Origin of the sequence: Congregibacter sp. (assembly GCF_965660375.1) — a bacterium.
In the GTDB taxonomy this organism is placed as follows: Bacteria; Pseudomonadota; Gammaproteobacteria; order Pseudomonadales; family Halieaceae; genus Congregibacter.
The window spans coordinates 26,275-47,175 of record NZ_CBFHZO010000121.1 but is presented as its reverse complement, the minus strand read 5'-3'; the positions used below and the strand labels follow the sequence as shown (position 1 = coordinate 47,175).

At 57.5% G+C, this 20,901-nt stretch carries 18 protein-coding genes; 10 read left to right on the top strand and 8 right to left on the bottom strand.

Annotated features, from left to right (window positions below; genetic code table 11):
* Position 1: 1 nt before the first annotated feature.
* From ccoO to ACTG3T_RS12735, 6 genes are all read right to left on the bottom strand, one after another.
* A complete protein-coding gene (gene ccoO / locus ACTG3T_RS12760) occupies positions 2 to 613 on the bottom strand; it encodes a cytochrome-c oxidase, cbb3-type subunit II (RefSeq protein ID WP_439102661.1) in 612 nt (203 codons plus the stop codon).
* An 11-nt stretch (positions 614 to 624) separates the two neighbouring features.
* Entirely contained in the window at positions 625 to 2,061 is a 1,437-nt protein-coding gene (ccoN, locus tag ACTG3T_RS12755; RefSeq protein WP_439102660.1) for a cytochrome-c oxidase, cbb3-type subunit I, read from the bottom strand.
* Positions 2,062 to 2,180: 119 nt separating this feature from the next.
* Entirely contained in the window at positions 2,181 to 2,789 is a 609-nt protein-coding gene (locus ACTG3T_RS12750) for a Yip1 family protein (RefSeq protein ID WP_439102659.1), read from the bottom strand.
* Between the two features lie 179 nt (positions 2,790 to 2,968).
* Positions 2,969 to 3,721, bottom strand: coding sequence for a fumarate/nitrate reduction transcriptional regulator Fnr (fnr, locus tag ACTG3T_RS12745; RefSeq protein WP_439102658.1), 753 nt, complete (start codon positions 3,719 to 3,721; stop codon positions 2,969 to 2,971).
* Between the two features lie 85 nt (positions 3,722 to 3,806).
* Positions 3,807 to 5,237 (bottom strand): oxygen-independent coproporphyrinogen III oxidase, encoded by a 1,431-nt coding sequence (hemN, locus tag ACTG3T_RS12740; protein ID WP_439102657.1) that lies wholly within the window; start codon positions 5,235 to 5,237, stop codon positions 3,807 to 3,809.
* Positions 5,238 to 5,340: 103 nt separating this feature from the next.
* The gene (locus ACTG3T_RS12735) at positions 5,341 to 9,315 is read right to left on the bottom strand and encodes a DUF1631 family protein (protein WP_439102656.1); all 3,975 of its coding nucleotides are present in this window, start codon (positions 9,313 to 9,315) and stop codon (positions 5,341 to 5,343) included.
* Between the two features lie 212 nt (positions 9,316 to 9,527).
* Here ACTG3T_RS12735 and ung point away from each other — a divergent pair, with 212 nt between their 5' ends.
* A complete protein-coding gene (gene ung / locus ACTG3T_RS12730) occupies positions 9,528 to 10,208 on the top strand; it encodes a uracil-DNA glycosylase (RefSeq protein WP_439102655.1) in 681 nt (226 codons plus the stop codon).
* A 52-nt stretch (positions 10,209 to 10,260) separates the two neighbouring features.
* Here the strand turns inward: ung and ygfZ are convergent, their stop codons facing one another.
* Positions 10,261 to 11,316 (bottom strand): CAF17-like 4Fe-4S cluster assembly/insertion protein YgfZ, encoded by a 1,056-nt coding sequence (ygfZ, locus tag ACTG3T_RS12725; protein WP_439102654.1) that lies wholly within the window; start codon positions 11,314 to 11,316, stop codon positions 10,261 to 10,263.
* Between ygfZ and ACTG3T_RS12720 the strand changes: the two genes are divergently transcribed.
* Both ACTG3T_RS12720 and ACTG3T_RS12715 read left to right on the top strand, forming a co-directional pair.
* Complete coding sequence (locus ACTG3T_RS12720; protein WP_439102653.1) at positions 11,315 to 11,575, top strand: succinate dehydrogenase assembly factor 2; 261 nt, start codon at positions 11,315 to 11,317, stop codon at positions 11,573 to 11,575. The genes ygfZ and ACTG3T_RS12720 overlap by 2 nt on opposite strands.
* Complete coding sequence (locus ACTG3T_RS12715; protein WP_439102652.1) at positions 11,544 to 12,002, top strand: hypothetical protein; 459 nt, start codon at positions 11,544 to 11,546, stop codon at positions 12,000 to 12,002. Before ACTG3T_RS12720 ends, ACTG3T_RS12715 begins: the two co-directional genes overlap by 32 nt.
* Before the next feature lie 21 nt (positions 12,003 to 12,023).
* On the opposite strand, the gene nadB is transcribed toward ACTG3T_RS12715, so the two are convergent.
* Positions 12,024 to 13,622: an L-aspartate oxidase gene (gene nadB / locus ACTG3T_RS12710; RefSeq protein ID WP_439102651.1), complete on the bottom strand. Its 1,599-nt coding sequence runs from the start codon at positions 13,620 to 13,622 to the stop codon at positions 12,024 to 12,026.
* 222 nt (positions 13,623 to 13,844) lie between these two features.
* On the opposite strand from nadB, the gene rpoE reads away from it, so the two are divergent.
* From rpoE to lepB, 7 genes are all read left to right on the top strand, one after another.
* Positions 13,845 to 14,426, top strand: a complete 582-nt coding sequence (gene rpoE, locus ACTG3T_RS12705) for an RNA polymerase sigma factor RpoE (RefSeq protein WP_439102650.1) — start codon at positions 13,845 to 13,847, stop codon at positions 14,424 to 14,426.
* A gap of 39 nt (positions 14,427 to 14,465) precedes the next feature.
* A complete protein-coding gene (locus ACTG3T_RS12700; protein WP_439102649.1) occupies positions 14,466 to 15,077 on the top strand; it encodes a sigma-E factor negative regulatory protein in 612 nt (203 codons plus the stop codon).
* Positions 15,067 to 16,074 carry a MucB/RseB C-terminal domain-containing protein gene (locus ACTG3T_RS12695; protein ID WP_439102648.1) on the top strand — a complete coding sequence of 336 codons (1,008 nt, stop codon included), beginning with the start codon at positions 15,067 to 15,069 and terminating at the stop codon, positions 16,072 to 16,074. The genes ACTG3T_RS12700 and ACTG3T_RS12695 overlap by 11 nt, the downstream gene beginning before the upstream one ends.
* Before the next feature lie 36 nt (positions 16,075 to 16,110).
* Positions 16,111 to 16,578, top strand: coding sequence for a SoxR reducing system RseC family protein (locus ACTG3T_RS12690; RefSeq protein WP_439102647.1), 468 nt, complete (start codon positions 16,111 to 16,113; stop codon positions 16,576 to 16,578).
* Positions 16,579 to 16,651: 73 nt separating this feature from the next.
* On the top strand, positions 16,652 to 18,073 hold the full coding sequence (locus tag ACTG3T_RS12685) for a Do family serine endopeptidase (RefSeq protein ID WP_439102646.1): 1,422 nt from the start codon (positions 16,652 to 16,654) through the stop codon (positions 18,071 to 18,073).
* A 143-nt stretch (positions 18,074 to 18,216) separates the two neighbouring features.
* On the top strand, positions 18,217 to 20,013 hold the full coding sequence (lepA, locus tag ACTG3T_RS12680; protein WP_439102645.1) for a translation elongation factor 4: 1,797 nt from the start codon (positions 18,217 to 18,219) through the stop codon (positions 20,011 to 20,013).
* Positions 20,014 to 20,046: 33 nt separating this feature from the next.
* Positions 20,047 to 20,886, top strand: coding sequence for a signal peptidase I (gene lepB, locus ACTG3T_RS12675; RefSeq protein WP_439102644.1), 840 nt, complete (start codon positions 20,047 to 20,049; stop codon positions 20,884 to 20,886).
* Positions 20,887 to 20,901: the final 15 nt, after the last annotated feature.

The window sequence follows — 20,901 nt, the reverse complement described above, 5'->3', positions numbered from 1 at the left end:
CTTAGCGCCGCGTTTGGATCAGCGTGCCCAGTTGTTGCAAATAGGCCACCAAAGCGTCGATTTCTTTTTTGCCGGCTACTGCACTGGCAGCGGCGGCGATATCTTCTTCACTGTAAGGGACCCCAAGCATCTTGAGCGTGCTCATTTTTGCCGGCGTGTCTTCTGCGTTAATGTCGTTTTTGAACAGCCAGGGAAAAGCCGGCATGTTGGATTCGGGCACCACGTCCCGGGGGTTGTAAAGGTGTGCCCGGTGCCAGGCGTCGGAGTAGCGCTTACCAACCCGTGCCAGGTCCGGGCCCGTGCGTTTGGAGCCAAACAGGAACGGATGATCGTAGACCGATTCTCCTGCTACGGAGTAGTGCCCGTAGCGCTCTGTCTCCGCACGGAGGGGACGGATCATCTGGGAATGACAGGTATTGCAGCCCTCGCGGATGTAGATATCGCGACCCTCGAGCTCGAGGGCGGAGTACGGTTCCAGCCCGGCGATAGGTTCCGCCATCTTTTTGGAAAAGATCATGGGCACGAGCTCAACCAGGGTACCGAAGCTGATCGCTACGATGACCAGGATAATCAGTAAGGGAACGCTTTTTTCGATTTTCTCGTGAGATGACATGGGTTCGCTCCTTAAGCCGTGGCCGCAGCAGGCGCCGCTGCCGGCGATTCTTTGCGAATGGTCATGAATACGTTGTAGGCCATGATCAGCATGCCTCCCAGGAAGATAGCGCCTCCGAGTACCCTCACGATCCAGCCGGGGTAGCTCGCCACCACCGACTCAACAAAGGCGTAGGTCAGGGTGCCGTCCTGGTTGTAGGCGCGCCACATGAGGCCCTGCATGATGCCGTTTACCCAGAGCGCAGCGATGTAAAGCACGGTGCCAATGGTGGACATCCAGAAGTGCACATTGATCAGGTCGGTGCTGTACATCTGCTCCTTGCCGTAGAGTTTGGGTATCAGGTGGTAGAGGCAGCCAATGGAGATCATTGCCACCCAACCCAGGGCACCGGAATGCACGTGGCCGATGGTCCAGTCCGTGTAGTGAGACAGGGAATTCACTGTCTTGATGGACATCATGGGGCCTTCAAAGGTTGACATGCCATAGAAAGACAGGCTTACCACCATGAAGCGCAGAATGGGGTCGTGGCGAAGCTTATGCCACGCGCCCGAAAGCGTCATGATGCCGTTAATCATGCCTCCCCAGGAGGGTGCGAGGAGGATCAGACTCATGACCATGCCCAGGCTCTGGGCCCAGTCCGGGAGTGTGGTGTAGTGCAAGTGGTGTGGTCCGGCCCAGATATACACGGACACAAGAGCCCAGAAGTGCACGATGGACAGGCGGTAGGAGTAGACGGGACGCTCAGCCTGCTTGGGCACGAAGTAATACATCATGCCCAGGAAGCCGGCGGTAAGGAAAAAGCCCACGGCGTTGTGGCCATACCACCATTGCACCATGGCATCGACAGTACCCGCGTAGGCTGAATAGGACTTGAGCGTCATGCCGACCGGTAGAGCGGCACTGTTGAGAAGATGCAGCACTGCCACGGTGATAATAAAGGCGCCAAAAAACCAGTTGGCAACATAAATATGGCTGGTTTTCCGTTTCACCAGGGTGCCGAAAAACACGATGGCATAGGAAACCCAAACAACGGTAATGAGAATATCGATGGGCCATTCCAGTTCTGCGTACTCTTTACTGGTGGTGTAGCCAAGGGGGAGGGTGATTGCCGCCAGGACAATAACGGCCTGCCAGCCCCAGAAAGTAAACGCGGCGAGTTTGTCGGAGATCAGGCGAGCCTGGGTGGTGCGCTGCACAACGTAATAGGACGTAGCGAAAAGAGCACAGCCGCCAAAGGCAAAGATCACCGCGTTGGTGTGCAGGGGTCGGAGACGCCCGAAGCTTGTCCAGGGAAGCCCGAGGTTCAGGGCTGGCCAGACCAGCTCGGCGGCGATGTACACCCCCACAAGCATGCCCACGATGCCCCAGACCACTGTCATGATCGCGAATTGCCGTACCACCTTATAGTTGTAGACAGGATGCTCCAGTGCTGCGTTTAGTTCGCTCATGGTTGTTACCCGTAATTCCTGTTAATTCGTGAGAGCCTGTTTGCTGTTGCTGCGAGTGAAACCTTGATGTCTCACTGAGCCGCGGATGCTGCCCGCGGCTTTACTTATAGCGCTTTTTACTAACCGTCGGTAAAGGCCGGAGCCGCCCCGTAATCCCAGGCCAAAATAGACACGACCATGATGGATACCAGCAGAACCAGTCCGATCGCCAGTATGGCGCTGGAAAAAAGAAAGCCCCGTTCCTGGGGAATATCCATGACAATTGGGATGCCGAGATACATGAGATATACCGCCCAGCTGATGGCGACAACGCCGATGAGAAGGTCTGCCCAGAGAAGGGGGTAAAACCCGACAAGGCCCAGAATAAACAGCGGCGTTGCCGTAAGACCGGCGATAACGATGCCTTTGGCAATAGTGGAGTGTGCGGCGCCGTAGGTGCTGGACATCCAGTGGATGGCGTAGCCGATGGCCGCAACGCTGGCGACCATCACACAGTAGAAAAGAACGTTTACCTGCAGGGCGCTGGCGTCAGTGAGTTTGATGACCTCGTTGTAGCTACCTACGGTCCAGCCTACGTGACCCGTTCCCCAATACCAGGCAATGGCCGGCAGGAGCGCAAATACGAAGGGATAGATCACCAGAAGGTTTTGGGAGCTCTCTGGCAAGTCTGCGATGGCCTGCCATTGTTGGCGTGGCTTGAATAGCAGTCCAAAGGTGTGCTGGATCATTCTCGTTATCCCCCGATGAGAAATCTGACAGGCGGCATTTTAATGCAGTCGCTGCCGCTTTTGTTGACCTGCATCAATAAGCGATGCAAGAACGTTCATTAAATCTGACCCAGGGACGATGAATCACCGTCGCTGCAAGAATCTGGTTGTCAGGGTCCTAATCCGGCCTCCTGGTGGGCCTAACGGGCGTCTGCGACTTCTTGCAGCGCCTTGATATCAAGAATCTCAATTTCCTTATTTTCCACCGCGAGTACCTTGAGTTTCTGAAGACGGCTGAACACTCGGCTTACCGTTTCAACGGTGAGACCCAGGTAATTACCAATATCCACCCGCGACATGCTGAGGCGGAACCGGGTGGCACTCAACTGGCGCCGGGAATTACGGGTGGACACGCTGAGGATGAGCGCTGCGACACGCTCGTCCGCTGAACTCTTCGACAGCAGGGTAATCAGTTGCTGGTCCTCGGTGATTTCCCGGCTCATAATCTGAAAGAAGTGCCGCTGCAGTTGCGGCATGCTGGCACTGAGTTTTTCCAGGGAGTTGAAAGGGATTTCACACACCGACGCGGTCTCCAGGGCTTTGGCTGACGACGCATAGCTGTTGTTGCTGATGCCATCCATCCCAAGAAGCTCACCGGGGAAGTAAAAACCTGTTACCTGTTCCCGGCCGTCGTCCGTCGTCCGATAGGCTTTTATAGTGCCGGAGCGCACGGCAAACACGGATTCAAAATCATCACTTTCGCGGTAGAGGTGCTGGCCCTTCTGGAGCGGCTTACTGCGCTGAACAATACGGTCTAGCTCATCGATTTCCGTCGTCTCAAGAGAGAAGGGTAGACAGATGGAGCTGAGGCGACAGTTGTTGCAGTTGACCTGATAGTCGTGTGTACAGGATTTAGCCTGCGGGTTTTCTATATCGATTAACTGCGTGTTCACTGCTGTGTTTTCCCGTACCGGCTATGGGCAAAAAGGTATCGACCCACTGCACAGCTGTCAACTAAACTTTACATTGCTCAGTGAGTCAAACTGTGGCTGAAAACTTGGCTTTACCGCTGCGGCTGTGGTGCTCGAGATACTCATCAAAGGGCATACAGAGGTTCCTGAGGAAGGGGCGACCTGCGGGTGTCACGCGAAGAGTGCCGGCATCAAATTCCAACAAGCGGTCATCAAAAGCCTCCGTCAGTTCGTCCAAAGCGTCAGCGAAGTGGCTGTGAAAGTCGATACCGAATTCCCGTTCTACCTCGGTGATATCCAGGCTGAGATCACAGATAAGCGACATGATCACCCGGTGACGAAGCTTGTCCTCGCTGTTGATCCTGTAGCCTTTGGTTATGGGTAGCTGCCCATCATCCAGCATTTGATAATACTCGGGAAGATCGCGGGCGTTTTGCAGATAGAAGTCGCCGATCTGGCTGATAGACGAGACTCCCAGCCCCAGGAGGTCGTCGGCCAGCTGCAGCGAGTAACCCTGAAAATTCCGTTGCAGACGGGATTCACCCTGTGCACGGGCCAGTTCGTCTTCCGGGAGAACGTAGTGATCCATGCCAATGTACCGATAGCCAGCGTCCTGCAAGGTCGCACTGATCATCTGCGCAAGGAGAAGCTTCTCCTCGGGCTCCGGGAGCGTGTGTCGATCAATGGAGCGCTGGGGCAAAAAGCGCTCGGGCAGGTGAGCGTAGTTGTAGCAGGCGATGCGGTCCGGACGCAGGCTGATGACCTTGCGTAGGGTCTCTGCCATGCTCACATGGTCCTGATAGGGCAGGCCGTAGATAAGATCAAAGCTCAGGGAGCGGAAACCGTGGGCCCGTGTCGCCTCCACCAGCTCTGCCACCTGGGCGTAGGGCTGAATGCGATTTACGGCTTTTTGTACCTGCTCGTCAAAGTCCTGAACGCCAAGGCTGATACGGTTGAAACCCACGCCCTTGAGCAGTGCAATGGTTGATGACGAAACCGTGCGCGGATCGATTTCAATGGAGTATTCACGGTAGCCCTTGTCCAATAGTCGGAAGCGGTTTGCAAGGCTGTGCATGAGCTCGGTGATTTCGCCGTCGTTGAGATAGGTCGGCGTGCCTCCACCCCAATGCATCTGGGTAATAGGGCGATCCTTCCCAACTATCTGGCTCTGCATCTCGAGCTCTTTAGCAAGTTGTGACAGGTAGCGTGCCGCAACACCTTCCTTGCGCGTGACAACCTTGTTGCAACCGCAGTAGTAGCAGATGTCATGGCAGAAGGGCAGGTGTACATAGAGTGACAGCGGATCGCCATGATGTTCTCGGCGCCCCTGCCAGTTGCGGTACCTCGTCAGATCGAACTCTTCCGAAAACTGCGGTGCGGTGGGGTAGGATGTGTAGCGCGGGCCGCTGGTGGCATATTTACGCGCCATGCTCATGCCGGCCTCCCATTCGCTGGGTAGGCGACGGGTTTGCTCGCTGCTGCCGATTATCTGGTTCATGATCAAAAACAGGCCTGTCTGTAAATTAAGATCAACAGGCTAGCAGCACCCTCCAGGATGCATCTTGATCCACATCAACTTAGGGGCCTGGCCGAAAAACTTGTCAGGTCTCTAGGTCCGCAAGTTCCTCGGTGATCTCGTGCAGCTCCCGGGGCATGCCGATTCCCCAGCCCTGAAGATAATCGATCCCAATTTCGCGCAGTGCGGGCACGATTTCCAGGTCCTCCACACACTCGGCGACGGTCTTCTGTCCCAGGAAATGCGCCAGGTCATTAATAGACTTGGTCATCGCGTAATCGGTTTCATTGCGATGAATGTCGGTGATGAAGGTGCCGTCGATCTTGACGTAATCTACCGGCAACTCTTTGAGGTACTTGTGACTGGCAAGTCCGGTCCCGAAATCATCCAGGGAAAATTTACAGCCGATGTTTTTCAGCGTGCGGACAAAATCCGCCGCCAGGGGCAGATTGTCGATGGCGCCGGTCTCGGTTATTTCAAAGCACAGTCTGCTGGTGCCCACGCCGTGCTCCGAAATTTGCTCGAGCACATAGTCAAGGAAATCAATGTCCATGATGCTGGTGCCCGAGAGATTGATGGAGAGCTCGGGAACTTCTTTTTGCGCATCCATGAGATGCGAAATCCAAGAGAATGCTTCCTTGAGCACCCAGCGGTCCACGAGAGTCACGTAGCCAAAGCGCTCCGCCGACATGATGAAATCCTGGGGCGACTGTAGTTCGCCGTCGTCGTCGCGGAGCGACAGCAGGATTTCGTAGTGATGCTTGGCGCCTTCCCGCCCGTCTACGGCGCTTTGGACGATCGGCTGGGCACGGAGCACCAGACTGTCCGTTGACATGGCATCATCGAGGCGCTTGCGGGAGGAGGCCCGTTCAAGCTTGTAGTTCATGACCTCTTCCTGATCGATGTCGTACACCATGACCTGGTCTTTACCCTGGCTCTTGGCCATGCTGAGGGCCTGCCGCGCCTGCTCCGTAATGGACGCGGGGCTTTCGCTGGTTTGCAAAACGCTGGCGATTCCAATGGATACGGTAAACGACACGCTTTCACCACTGATGGAGAGGCTGCTTGCAGCAATATCTACGCGTATTTTGTCGGCGATACGTCGCGCCTCATCGGTGTCGCGGTAGGTGAGGATGATGCCGAACTGGTCTCCGTCGATGCGGGCGGTGAGCGCACGACGATCATTCATCTGACTGAGGAGATGACCAAACTCGTTAAGCACCTCATCACCAATGGTGTCGTCAAACACATCATTAACCAGGGCAAAGTTGTCAATGTCCAGCAGCAGGAAAGCGTGCTCACTGCCACGCGCATGGGAGTGCCGCAGGGTGCGCTGCAGCTGCTGCATGAGTGAGTCGCCCTTGATCAACTGGGTGATGCTGTCACAGTTTCTGTCAAAGCTAAGTGTTTTCTGTGCCTCTTCAAGGGTGCCGTACATGCTCTGCTCGAGCACCGACATCTCGTCCACGGGTGTGGATGTCTGTGCTCCCCGGCTAAGCTGACGCGCCAGCTGGATAGCGCTCATTTCCGCGATCTTTTGTCCGCGTTCGTTGACAAAGGCAAACTGATCGCGGTCTTTGCTCATCCATACGAGGCGCATCTCTCGCTGCCGGCCGTCCTTTGCCTGATAACGCAACTTTGCCCCCGGCTCCAGGGCCTCCACGCGCTTGAGCCAGCGTCGCAGACGCGGCAGCTGCGCTACGCGCTCGGGGTCGGGGCGCCCGGCGGCTGCAACCTGTGGCTGGTAGCTGGTGGTGTCCGCGGGTGCCTTACCCGTGATTACCGCGTTGATTCTGCGAAGAGCCGCCTCGTGGGCCACGGAACCGGGGTTTGAGGCATTCAGCCGTCGGTTAAGCGCCTGAAGACGGTGTTGCATATCTTTGATTTCGAGGCTGGGAAGCTCTCCCTCGCCGGACGCACGGACATCCGTGACCATAGTCTGCAGCAGTGACTCCTCTTCCTGCCAGGCGATGCTGTCTTCACCCTCGCGCAGGGCGATTTGTACGAGCGCCTGACGCCAGCCCCCATCGAGGAGATCTACGAGCGCCCGGGGTGCGCTGTCCCGATCCAGATGCCGGTCTAGGAGGTTTTCGACACTCCGCTGTGCCCGTGTCAGCCGCTCCTGACCCTGGAGGCCGCTGACAACACGCTCGACGTTTCTGTCCAGGGAGCGGTTCTGCTGGGCCAGGAGTGTATTCAGGTCTCCCTGTGCCTCCGAGAATACGGTGCTGTCATCGCTGTAATCCCTGGCAACGCGCTCGACGATCTCCGCCACCTTTGTCTGAAATGAGCGGTTGAGCGTGTTGTCCGCACTGGCCAGCTTGGAAATCTTGTCCAGCAGCTGGTGTGCCGGGTGGTCCGGCTGGGCAAAAAACCGGGGTTCGTGAAGGGATAGCCGTGCCAGAGGGACCCGCAGTTGTGCCAGGCTGGGTGCCATGTCGTCACTGACTTCGAAATTGCGATTCAAGGTATCGAAGACCGCGTCCACGAAACTCAGGTGATTGGCGCCGTCCCGCTCCAGCGCGACATCGTCACCCAGACCGCCATGCTCCTTTAGGAGCGTTTCGAGGGGCTGCAGCTCTCCCAGGGACTGGGCGGGGGGCTGGGATGCCTGTAACGAAAGTAGCGCGTTGAGCAGCTGCTGTTGATCGAGGGTCGCCTGAGGTACGGCAGCGCTGTCCTGTGCCGGCACCGAGTCCTCCCCGGCGCTGTCGACCGTCGCCTTGGTGTCGCTCGGGGTGGTCGCCGTGATGCTGCCGCTTTCCGATCGCTCACGGTTCGTATCAAGGGCGCTGATGACTGCGTCATACATGGCATCATGTTTATTGCCGCCGGTTTCGGAAGTGCCACCGGTTTCGGAGGTGCCGGCTGCGCTGATAGCGTCACCCGTGGGCGAAGTATCACTGTCGTCCCTGAACCCACCCCCTGCTGCTGATTCACTGGGGCTATCATTGCCTGCTGAGGCATCAGGTTTTGCTGCATCCGCAGGGTCGCTTTGTGCCGATGAGGTCTCCCGGGATGCATCGTTTTCCACGGCTGGCTTGGTGCGCACGGTAGACTTGATAATGCGCTTTTCCACGGGATTTAGCAGCGATCCATTTTCCCGGATGTCTTCTTCCAGCCCGGGTTCGATGTCCGCGTTGGTAAAAATACGGTTGAGCTCGGGATAAAGCTTTCCCATCTGTGGCGCGTAGGCGTTCTGAAATGCTTTCAGGCTATCCTGGATGACCACTGGGCTATCGGTTATGGGCTCGAGGGCATCCATAAACGCCTGCAAAACATAAGCCGGGTGAAACGGCGTCCGTGCCCGTCGCGGCTCCCGGTCGCTGACCAGCGCCGTGCGAATGGTCAGGCACTCGAGTTCTACCCGGTGCGCTTCGATGAGGTTATTGACGATTTTATCCACCGCCAGTTTTTGGTCCATCTCATCCAGTGCAACAAGATTCAGGCTGCGTGCCGACGCAGCCTCCAGATCCGCAAAAGTTTGTCCTGCGCTTTCTTTTTCCAGTGTCTCCGTGCTCGCGGTGAGGGCATTGGAAAAATCCTCGAGAAAATCCTCATTGTTGCGCTTCAATACGTTGAGCGCATCATAGTGAGCATGCTGACCGGAGATGCCGTAACGCGAGGAGGTTGAGAGATCAAAAAGGCGGTCGCCGAGTTCCACGAGAAAACGCTTCATGGCCTGCAATAGTTGCGAGTGCCCTACCGTCAGCATCTCGTTAACAAGACGCTCCGCTTCCTCGGCGTCCGGGAGCCAGACGATGGCATCGGGGTCCATCACTTCCAGGACCCTATCGGGGAGATCATCATCCGGGTTGATGAGTACCTCCCGGACGTTAACGGTTTCGATGCTTCCACCGATGCTGATCTGCGCTTCATCGTCGTCCGGTAAGCCGGCAATGACCAGGTGGACGGGAAGTCCCTCAGGCGGCAGAGGAGAAATAGCCTGCTTGGGCTTGAGCAAAAGGGAGCCGGAATTAGTGATTTCGGCGATGCCGGCAACGCGAAGGCCATCGGGTAACCGAAGATAGGCGGGTAACGCGGCCTTGTTATCACTCATAAAGTTCGCAATCTCGTTAAGCGAGGCAAGCGCGAGGTCGCGCGGCTGCACCTCTGCCTGAGTAGTCAGGCAGATTAATCAGGCAGAGTATACGGAAGAAGCTGTCGACTCTGAAGCACAGTAAGGGTTTCCCTGAGGGCTTTAGGTCGCCTCCAGGGGAACCCTTAAGCTAACCTCAACACACAGAAAACTGGAGTTAGGCGTGAACCAAGATGTTTGAATATTCCGTCCCTGACGAATGGTGTGCACTTTTGAGAAGTGACTTTGAATCTGACTACATGCGGAGCTTATGCGCTTTTCTTGAGGAGCGACGAAGCACTGGTGTTGCAGTGTTTCCGCCTTCTCATCAGGTGTTTGGTGCCTTCGCAAACATGTCCCCCGAAGATGTGCACGTTGTGATCCTCGGACAGGACCCTTACCACAAGCGCGGGCAGGCCCACGGGCTGAGTTTTTCGGTGACGCGTGGCACGCCGATACCGCCCTCGCTGCGGAATATTTTTAAGGAGCTGCATGAGGATCTGGGAATAACCGCTCCCTCCCACGGATGTCTTGAAGCCTGGGCGAAGCAGGGCGTGTTGTTGCTCAACAGCGTGCTCACCGTTGAGGAGGGACGCCCGGGTTCCCATGCGGGAAAAGGTTGGGAGCTGTTCACCGATGCAGTGATATCGCGGCTGGCCAATGGGCCGGAGCCTGTAGTGTTTCTTCTCTGGGGAGGCCACGCGCAAAAGAAAGGCGCTTTTATCGATGCGCAAAGGCACTGTGTGCTTACAGCTCCCCATCCATCTCCCCTGAGCGCCTACCGGGGTTTTTTTGGCTGCGGGCATTTCACAAAGGCCAATGCGTTCCTCCGCGCACACGGCCGCGACGCCATAAACTGGTCAGTAGACGCTTAATGCTCCATCCGATACGAGCGTTACCCCGCGCTTGGAGGGGGCATCGGGGTATCTACGAGTCCTGGCGCTCCGGGGTCACCGCGTCAAGGCGATCGCCCGTGTCTAAATAAAGCGTTTGCTGCAAGTGGTCGCTGAGCACTTCCCCGGCGATGAGCGGGTGGCTACCGCGCATGGATACACAACGAAGGCAGCTGCCCACGACCTGTCCTGAGTCGCTGTGCAGAGGTGTATCGCGTGCTATCTGTTTCAACGTCTTCGGGCCTTCGAGAACCTGCAGGCGTTTTTTACTGCGACCCTTATAGTGCAGCCGGGCGACGATTTCCTGGCCGGTGTAGCAACCCTTGTCAAAGGCCACCAGACCGCTGAGGTCGTAATTCAATGCCTGGGGTGTGAAGCACTCAAGGTCATTCAGCTCCAGAGCGTAATGGCCGGCTCGAAGTGTCGCCAGCTCCCAGGATAACGGGGCGTTTGCCGAGGCGTTCCCGCTCGCTGCGGGGGACACTGTCTCTTGGGCCGCGAGTGCCCGGGCGCTGTTGTCGTCGATGGCAATTAACTCGCCGTGGCAGGCACTCCGCCTGATAAACAGTGCTCCCTCGCGGGAGGCCACAGGCAGGGAGCCAGGACCTGACGCGTCTCTGACATCATCCCCACTATCATCTACATCGAAGTTCTCACCGCCCAAAGCAAAGATAGAATGCTCGGATGCCTCCAGCTCAACGCTGATGCGGGAGAATTGCGCGTAGCGTTCAAGGGTCCTGGCGATGGTGGGTGCGAGGGAGCGACGGAGTCGCAGTATCAGATGCGAATCACTGATGTACACCACCGTAAGATCACTGAGTACACGACCTTTTACGTTACACAGCGCACCCATGATCGCTCGCTCGGGGCTCAATTGGCGTGTGTCGCAGGTCAACTGCCCCTGGAGAAACTCCGGAACTTTATTGCCGCGAAGATGAATCATGGCTTCCGCGGGGAGAAAACAGGCAAAACGGTCCAAAATACCTCCTGATTGCTCATCGAGCTTGCTTTGGATACTGCTGCGGGGAATCATAACCCGTGCCGCGACTCGGCTATACTCCCGCGCATCGAAAAAGCGGGTGTTTTCCATGGACGAGGAACATAAACGAATGCGCTGGGCGAGTCGCCGGGGCATGCTTGAGTTGGACCTTATACTTGAACCCTACGTGCGACTGCACTACTCGCACCTTGACGGAGCGGGGCGGGATCGTTACCGGGCACTCATGAGCTGCCAGGATCAGGAGCTTTTTGATTGGTTTTTGCGCAAGCATGTGCCCGAGGACGGGGAGCACGCACAAATGGTGAAGGCCATTCTCGATGCGCGACGGTCTGAGGATACGCCTTTGTAACTCCCAACGCCTGCAGGCCCTGCAGTGTGCGTCCCTGGGGCTGTGTCTGGCCTGTGTCATTACCGGGGTTGTGGGCAGCCATAGCAGCATGATGCCGGCCGCCCTGGGGTTGTTGCTCCTGGCATGGTCCTTCTCTCGAGTGAATCCGCGGGGTCTGACCCTGTACCGAGGGACGCTGGGAGAGCCTGGAGCACCGTGGTCCTGTATTTATCCGGGAGATCCATGCGCTCAGCTTTGTACCGTGAAAAGCCACGGCAACCTGGCGTCTGTGCTCTGGCTGGAAATCCATTGGAGCCCCGCGCGTAAGAAGCCAGGGGGCTATCGTACGCTGGTTGTTTTTCCTGATGCTGTGTCCTTCGAGCACTGGCGACTCCTGCGCCGGGAGCTTCGCCTGGAACATCACGCGCGGGATTTTTCCGCACGCTAAAAGAAACTTCGCTGAGTCAGTTTATCGTGGGCGGTAATTTTCGGGAGCAAGGATGGTGTCTCTAGGGTCTGGCAGCAGCTCAGGATAATCGAGAGTGAAATGCAGGCCGCGGCTCTCTCTTCGTTCCATGGCGCAGCGAATCATCAGCTCTGCCACCATGGCCAGATTACGCAATTCCAGGAGGTCGTTGGTAACCTTGTAGTTGCTGTAGTACTCGGCGATTTCCCCCTGGAGCAGTTCGGCGCGCCGCAGGGCCCGCTGGAGACGCTTATTGGTGCGCACAATGCCAACGTAATCCCACATGAAACGGCGGAGCTCATGCCAGTTGTGAGAGATTACTACGTCCTCGTCGGAATTGGTCACCTGGCTTTCATCCCAGGGGGGCGGGCTTTCATCGCTATTTGTTTGCACTCCCTCGCCATCAATGTGTTTTGCTGCGGCCTGGGCATAGACCAGGCATTCGAGGAGAGAGTTGCTCGCCATGCGATTGGCACCGTGTAACCCGGTAAAAGAGCACTCCCCGATGGCGTAGAGACCGTCTACGTCGGTGCATCCACGAGCATCCACCATGATCCCGCCGCAGGTGTAATGGGCGGCAGGCACCACCGGAATCCGGTCTTTGGTAATGTCGATACCGAATTCGAGGCAGCGCTCATAAATAGTTGGAAAGTGCTGGCGGACAAACTCCGGTTCTTGATGGGAGATATCCAGGTAGACGCAGTCAGCGCCCAGTCGCTTCATCTCATGGTCGATGGCCCGGGCCACGATGTCCCGGGGCGCAAGCTCCGCGCGCTTGTCAAAGGCGGGCATAAACCGCTCTCCGTTCGGCAGTGACAGATGGGCACCTTCTCCGCGTAGCGCTTCGGTAATGAGAAAAGATTTTGCGTCCGGATGGTAAAGACAGGTGGGATGAAACTGGTTGAACTCCAGGTTGGCGACGCGACAACCGGCCCGCCAGGCCATCGCGATACCATCTCCACTCGCGCCGTCGGGGTTACTTGTATAGAGATACGCTTTACTGGCGCCGCCGCTCGCGAGCACCACGGCGCCGGCTTCAAAGAGATCGACGCGATCTTCTTTCTCATCCAGCACATAGATGCCTTTGCAGCGTCCATCCCGAACAACCAGATCCACCGCAACCCGTCCCGGCAATAAATCGATGTTGTCCGCCTGACGGGCGCGCTCTTCGAGTACTTCGCCAATGGCGCCACCGGTGCGGTCGGCAGCATGAACTATTCTTCGGTGGCTATGGCCGCCTTCCTGGGCGAGGTGATATTCCGGAGACTGAGTTGCATCCCTATCTTCCCGGAGGTCAAAGTCAACACCCAGGGAGGCGAGCCAAGCTACGGTTTCCCGGCTGTGGGAAACAGTCAATTCCACCGCATCCCGGTGGCACAGGCCGGCGCCGGCGCGGAGCGTGTCTTCCACATGGGCATCGACGCTGTCCCTCGCGTGGAGCACTGCGGCCATACCGCCCTGAGCCCAGTAGGTGGAGCTTTGTTTGACATCGCCCTTGGAAAGTACTGCGATGCGATACTCTCCGGGAAGTCGCAGTGCGAGGGCGAGACCTGCGGCGCCGCGTCCAATGATCACGACGTCGTGGCGATAATGCGTGCTCATTGCGCGCAGATAATCCTTATCAACAATTTGGAATGACGGGTATCATGCCCGTTTTATTGCCCTGTCGGTACACCTTTGAGGATGCTGTGCAGGCTCGCTTGATAAAACGCAGGGCAAGCGTGAATAGTTCACAGGGAACTGCAGTGCGCTGCGGGTGTCTATAACTGGCAGGTGAGGCAGCATGCGGTTGCTGACGCCGTGCATCATGGAGGAGTGCGACGTTTGACCGCTTCGGTCACAGATAAGCAGTTGGTTGTGCGGGTTCAGAGGGGCGACAAAGGCGCCTTTGATCTGCTGGTCATCAAGTACCAGCAAAAAATCATGAGCCTGATTAGCCGCTACGTGAATGATTCGGATGAAGTGCAGGATGTTGCACAGGAAGCTTTTATCAAGGCGTATCGTGCGCTCCCCAACTTTCGGGGCGACAGTGCTTTCTACACTTGGCTCTACCGCATTGCGATCAACACTGCTAAAAACCACCTGGTGTCTCGGTCAAGGAGACCGCCGGGGTCGGATGTGGATGTGGGTGATGCGCAGTATCTGGAGGCGGGTGACGCTCTTCGCGACGGGGAAACTCCTGAAAATGCGCTTTTCGGGGAAGAACTGCGGACCAGGGTGCATGCGGCGCTTGACGATTTGCCAGATGATTTGAGAACAGCGGTAACTTTACGGGAATTTGATGGTCTCAGTTACGAAGAGATCGCGGCAGTGATGGAGTGCCCCGTGGGAACGGTGCGTTCGAGAATCTTCAGAGCCCGCGAAGCGATCGACAAAATTGTGCAGCAGCAGATGGATGGTCAGTAATTTTGCCAGTAGTAGCTATGAACAATAGGGATAGTCAGCATGCGTAACGCCGAAAGCAACAGTCCGGAAACCACCGCGGCGGAAACCTTATCAGCGCTTGCGGACAACGAGGCTCAGGAGCTTGAGCTCCGGCGGGTGCTTCGAAACCTGGATAGCTCCCCCGAATTGCGAGCCCGATGGTATCGCCTGCACGTGGCGCGAACTGCCATGAAGGGTGAGACGGTGCGCCCCGCAGCGGACTTCGCTGTGTCCGTGCGACGCGCAATCGAGGCGGAGCCTGCTCTGGAGCAAAGCAACGCGGGTAACTGGCGTCGTGCCCTGGGTAGTTTTGCCGTGGCCGCTTCTGTGGCGATGGTGGTTGTCATGGGCGGACAGCAATTGGCGGCAACCTCGTCAAATAATGACAGCGATACTGTAGCCCGGGTGGCTCCTCTTCCCGTAGGGGTAGTGAACACCACCGGTGCAGTGCCCGTGCAAGCAAGCTATGGCACCCGGGCCGTGCCCACGCTGAAACCTGCGGACCGCACTGCCTACCGTGAACTTGCGCGGCAGCGCCTGCGCCGCTATAGCCAAGAGCACGCTGAGCATGCCTCTCTCAATACCCCACACGGCATGCTTCCCTTCGCACGGGTGCCGGTGATTGAGCAGTAAGCAAATGGTGGGTTTCGCAGTGAATGACTCGAGTCTCCAGCGCATCTTTAAAGAAAGCAGTCGCTTGTTACAGGGATTGTTCGCGGCACTCAGCGGCGTGCTGCTGAGTCTGACCGCGACCTTCGTTGCGGCGCAACCACAGTGTGATGCCCTGGATCCCTCCGTAGCGCGGCTTCTTCAGGCGATGTCCAGCAATGCCCAGCGGGTGAACTACAGTGGGGTAGTGACGCTGCAGCGAGGCAACGACATGCAGATTATGGAGCTCTCTCACAGTGTCAACGATGGCCAGTCCTCGGAGGAGCTGTCGCGGCTTACCGGTCAGGACGCGTTGGTGGAGCGAACGGGCCATCCCACAGAATGCATGCACCCCGGGCATCAGCTGTTGCGGTCGACCGACGCCAGCGACGGCGCTTTTTGCGGTCTCACTTCGGTGTATCGCTTCAGAGTACAGCCCGGTGACAGGATCGCAGGTCGTGCGTCTTTGCGTCTCCGCGTTGAGCCCAAAGATATGTACCGCTTCGGACACGTCCTTGAGCTGGATAAGGACACCGCCCTTATTTTGAAATCATCCACTTTTGCCGCAGACCAGAGCGTGTTGGAGCAGTTTCAGTTCGCCAGTCTCGTCATGGCGCCACGCCAGCCGACAGACGCGGTGGTGGAGCACGAGGCAAGCCATCCGCACCCCCGGGAGTCGGAGTACTTGCGCCGGGGTATAGCCTGGGATCTCGCATGGCTGCCCGAGGGGTTTATGCCCACAGATTCTGTGCCCATGGAATCCCAGAGAAAAAGCTATACCGATGGTCTGGCATCATTCTCCGTATTTCTCGAGCCTCTGGGAGCGGCCATCAAACCGGGGGAGGGGGTGGAGCGCCAGGGCAGTACCGTCGCCTATACCCGCGGCACGCTTCTGGACAGGCGTCCGGTGCTGGTAACGGTTTTGGGTGAGATCCCCACCAACACAGCGCGCATGCTCGCTGACTCTGTGCGTCTTCAATGAAGGCGGTCCGTTCCACGGCGTTGTTGAGCCGAAATCATGCTCACTGAAAGCGCGCGCGTCGTCGCGGTAGAAGGCAGCGCCGTGTGGGTGGAAACGCTGCGACAATCAAGCTGCGGTAGCTGTGCTGCCCGTTCCGGTTGCGGTCACGGGATGCTTAACAGCGCCCGCGCGGGTGTATCGAAGGGGCTGTTGAAGGCTGCTTTGCCCGCTGATAAATCAATTGTGGTCAGTCTTCATGACACGGTGGAAATCTCCGTGCCGGAGCAGGGGTTTCTTCGAGCGGCGTGGCTGCTTTACGCGATGCCCCTGCTGACCATGCTTACCGCTGCGGGCTTCGCCGATCAGCTTTGGGCGTCGTCCGGGCTGACCCAGGCTGCCATGGATTTTCGGGTCACCATCGCGGCGGCCTCCGGTCTGGCTGCGGGGCTCCTGTTGTTGCGAGTCCTGAGTCGGCGCATGAGTGCCGACCCTGGTCTGCAACCCCGGGTGACGGGTGTCAGCTGATCCAAATCGCCGCGCACCGCGAATCTTGGATACAAACTTTTCTGGATCGAATTCTTTTATGTGGGAGACATTTATGAGCTATCGTTTGGGAGCTGCACGAATCACCGTGTTGACCGCCGCAGTGCTCGCGCTGTTGTTATCAGCGATACCCGGTCAGGCAGCAGAGCTACCTGACTTTCGGGGGATCGTTACGGAGCAGTCGCCAGCGGTGGTAAAAATCATCGTGGAGGCGAGCAGCCGCGGCCCGTCTCAGATTGACGAGCAGGAGATCCCCGAGTTCCTCCGTCGCTACTTCCAAATGCCCAATCCACCCCAGGGCCCTCAGCAGGAGCGTATGGCGACGGGGTCCGGGTTTATTATCTCCGACGATGGCTTTGTGGTGACCAACCACCACGTTGTGGAAGATGCGGACCTTGTTACGGTGCGGCTGTCAGATCGTCGAGAGTACGAAGCGGAAGTTGTCGGTCTTGACCCCCGTTCGGACCTCGCGCTGCTTCGCATTGATGCCGAGGACCTGCCTTACCTTGTGCTGGGCGCGGATGACGCGCTGGACGTGGGCGAATGGGTGCTTGCCATCGGCTCTCCCTTTGGCCTGGACTATTCGGTCACTGCCGGAATTGTGAGTGCCAAGGGACGCAGCCTGCCCACACGCAGTCGCGAGAACTATGTGCCTTTTATTCAGACCGACGTCGCTATCAATCCGGGGAACTCCGGCGGTCCCCTGTTCAACCTCGACGGCGAAGTGGTGGGTGTGAACTCGCAGATTTTTACCACCCGTGCCGGCGGATCCATTGGTCTTTCTTTTGCGATCCCCGTCAATGTCGTGCGTAACGTCGTCAGTCAGTTGAAAGAAGATGGCACCGTTATCCGCGGTTGGCTGGGCGTTACCATACAGAACGTGGATCGTAATCTTGGCGAGTCCTTTGGGCTGGATCGGCCCCGCGGAGCGTTGATTTCCCAGATTGCCAACGACGGGCCCGCCAGTAACGCGGGTCTGGAGCCCGGCGACATCATCATAGAGTTCGATGGTGAGTCCATCGAAACCTCCGCAGACCTCCCTCACGTGGTGGGACTCATTGCACCGGGCACTGAGGTTGAGGTACTCATTGTCAGAGATCGCAAACAGAAAACTATCGAGGTAGAGGTCGGTGGCCTCGACGCAGATGACAGCGTGGATCAGGCTTACCGCAACGGTGCGGCCGATGGGGAACGCGGCGGTCGACTCGGTATTGTTGTAGAGGAAGCGCCAGAGGAGGTGCTGTCACGCTGGGAACTTGCCGGCGGTGTAGTGGTGCGCACCATCGAGCCCGGTTCTCCCGCCGAAGAGGCGGGTTTGCAGCCCGGTGACGTGATCACTGCGGTGGGAGCCACGCCGGTGCAGTCCCTGGAAGACTTCAGTGAGATCATCGGTGGGCTGGATGATGGTGCGTCCGTGCCGCTACGTTTGATCCGACGCGGGTCTCCGATGTTCATCGGGCTTCGCCTTGAAGGCTGACTCAGTCAGGCAGTGTCCAGGTTCCGAGCCCGGCAATTTGCCTGGTTCGTAGCGGCGACCGCCGCACTGGGCTACAATGCCGCGCTTTTTACCGGGGTCTCCGCAGGAGGCCCCGGATTTCGCCGTTCTAGTGAGCACACCCCTTGAGTGACCTTGATCACATACGTAATTTTTCCATCATTGCCCATATTGACCATGGGAAATCGACGCTGGCCGATCGCTTTATTCAGCACTGCGAGGGGCTGAGCTCCCGCGAAATGCAGGCTCAGGTCCTGGATTCCATGGATATCGAGCGAGAAAGGGGCATCACCATCAAGGCTCAGAGCGTGACCCTTGATTATCATGCCAGGAACGGTGAGACCTACCAGCTGAACTTCATCGACACTCCCGGACACGTCGACTTCTCTTATGAAGTATCCCGTTCCCTGGAGGCCTGCGAAGGCGCGCTCTTAGTGGTAGATGCGGGGCAGGGGGTTGAAGCGCAATCCGTCGCCAACTGTTACACCGCTATCGAACTGGGTCTTGAAGTACTCCCCATACTCAACAAAATGGATCTGCCCCAGGCGGATCCGGATCGCGTTCGGCTGGAAATTGAAGAGATTATCGGTATCGATGCCACAGACGCCTGCTTGGTGTCCGCGAAATCCGGCCTGGGTATCGAAGATGCCCTGGAATACCTCGTGGATCACATTCCACCCCCGGAGGGTGATCGTGAGGCGCCGCTCCAGGCGCTGATCATCGACAGCTGGTTTGATAACTATCTCGGCGTCGTGTCGCTGGTGCGGGTAAAGCAGGGTGTATTGACGCGCCGGGATCGCATCATTACGAAATCCACGGGCAAACAGCACCAGGTGGACGGGGTGGGCATATTCACACCTAAACGGGAGCCCCGGGAGTGCCTTCAGGCAGGCGAGGTGGGCTACGTCGTCGCCGGTATCAAGGAGATTCTCGGCGCGCCCGTGGGCGACACCCTGGTGCACGCCAAGATGCCCGATGTGCCGTCCCTGCCGGGCTTTAAAATGGTAAAACCTCAGGTCTATGCGGGGATCTTTACCGTGTCTACCGATGATTACGAGGACTTCCGCGAAGCCCTGGCCAAGCTGACCCTCAATGACGCGTCCCTGTTTTATGAACCCGAGACATCCGATGCCCTGGGCTTCGGTTTTCGCTGCGGTTTTCTGGGCATGCTTCACATGGAGATTATTCAGGAGCGGCTCGAGCGGGAATACGACCTCGACCTCATCACTACCGCGCCCACGGTGGTGTACGAGGTGCTCACCAAACGCGGTGAAACCCTGCGCGTGGACAATCCGTCGGCGCTACCCGACATGGGTGATGTGGATGAAATGCGCGAGCCCATTGCCCGCTGCAATATTCTGGTGCCGCAGGACTATCTGGGCAATGTCATTACCCTGTGCGTGGAAAAACGGGGAGAGCAGAAGGATATGCAGTTCCTTGGCTCCCAGGTATCTCTGACCTACGATATCCCCATGGCCGACGTAGTCCTCGATTTCTTTGATCGTCTGAAATCTGTCAGTCGCGGCTATGCCTCCCTTGATTACAGCTTCGATCGTTTTGAGACGGCCACATTGTCGCGACTGGATGTACTGATAAACGGTGACCGTGTGGACGCCCTGGCCCTCATCGTGCATCGCGATCAGGTGGAGTACCGTGGGCGGCAGCTCACAGAAAAAATGAAAGAGCTGATTCCCCGTCAGATGTTCGACGTGGCCATTCAGGCGGCGGTGGGCGGAAAGATCGTTGCACGACAGACTGTGAAGGCACTGCGTAAAAATGTGACGGCTAAATGCTACGGTGGCGATGTGAGCCGCAAGCGTAAACTGTTGGAGAAGCAGAAAGCCGGTAAGAAACGCATGAAGCAGGTGGGACGTGTGGAAATACCGCAGTCAGCTTTTCTTGCAGTGCTAAAAGTCGATTGATTTTGGGTTTGGTCGCTATCAACAGGAGCGCCTATGTCGCTTGATTTCCCCCTCATTTTATTGGTTTTGGTGTTTGGTACCGGCCTCATCTGGCTCGCGGACCGCATCCTCTGGGCGCCGGGCAGGCAGAAAAGCCTGGACGCGCTGTGCGAGCAGTTTCCCCAGTGGAACCAGGAGGGGTCTGCGGATGCCCGGCAATTTGCAGCCTCGGCCGAGACTCTACCGCGGGAATCCACCATCGTGGAGTATTCCCGATCCTTCTTTCCGGTACTTGCAGTGGTATTTGTGCTGCGCAGCTTTATCGCGGAGCCCTTTCAGATTCCCTCCTCTTCTATGGTTCCGACCCTCGAGGTGGGTGACTACATTCTGGTCAATAAATTTATCTACGGTATCCGCCTGCCCGTGGTGAGGACCAAGGTGCTGTCTATCAGCGAGCCGGAGCGGGGTGATGTCATGGTGTTTTTTCCACCCCACCTCAACAAGACCTATTACATCAAGCGGGTTATCGGTCTTCCCGGTGACGTGGTGAGCTATCGCAACAAGCGCCTTTACGTCAATGGCGAGCCAATCCCCTTTGAGCCTTTAGCGGTGGTGCCGGACGGACGGTCACGCTACCAGATGGGGATGTCAGAGCTCGGCGGCAAAAGCCATCTGCAACAGATCAACCTCATGCGTCCGGGAAGGGATTTTACGGTCACCGTAAAGCCGGGACATTACTTCATGATGGGGGATAATCGCGACAACAGTTCTGACAGCCGCGTTTGGGGGCAGGTCAGCGAGCGCGATATAGTAGGTAAGGCTTTTGCTATCTGGATGCATTGGGACTCGCTGTTCAGCATCCCCAGTTTTGACCGCGTCGGTGGCATCGAATAGATTCCCCAGGGCGGT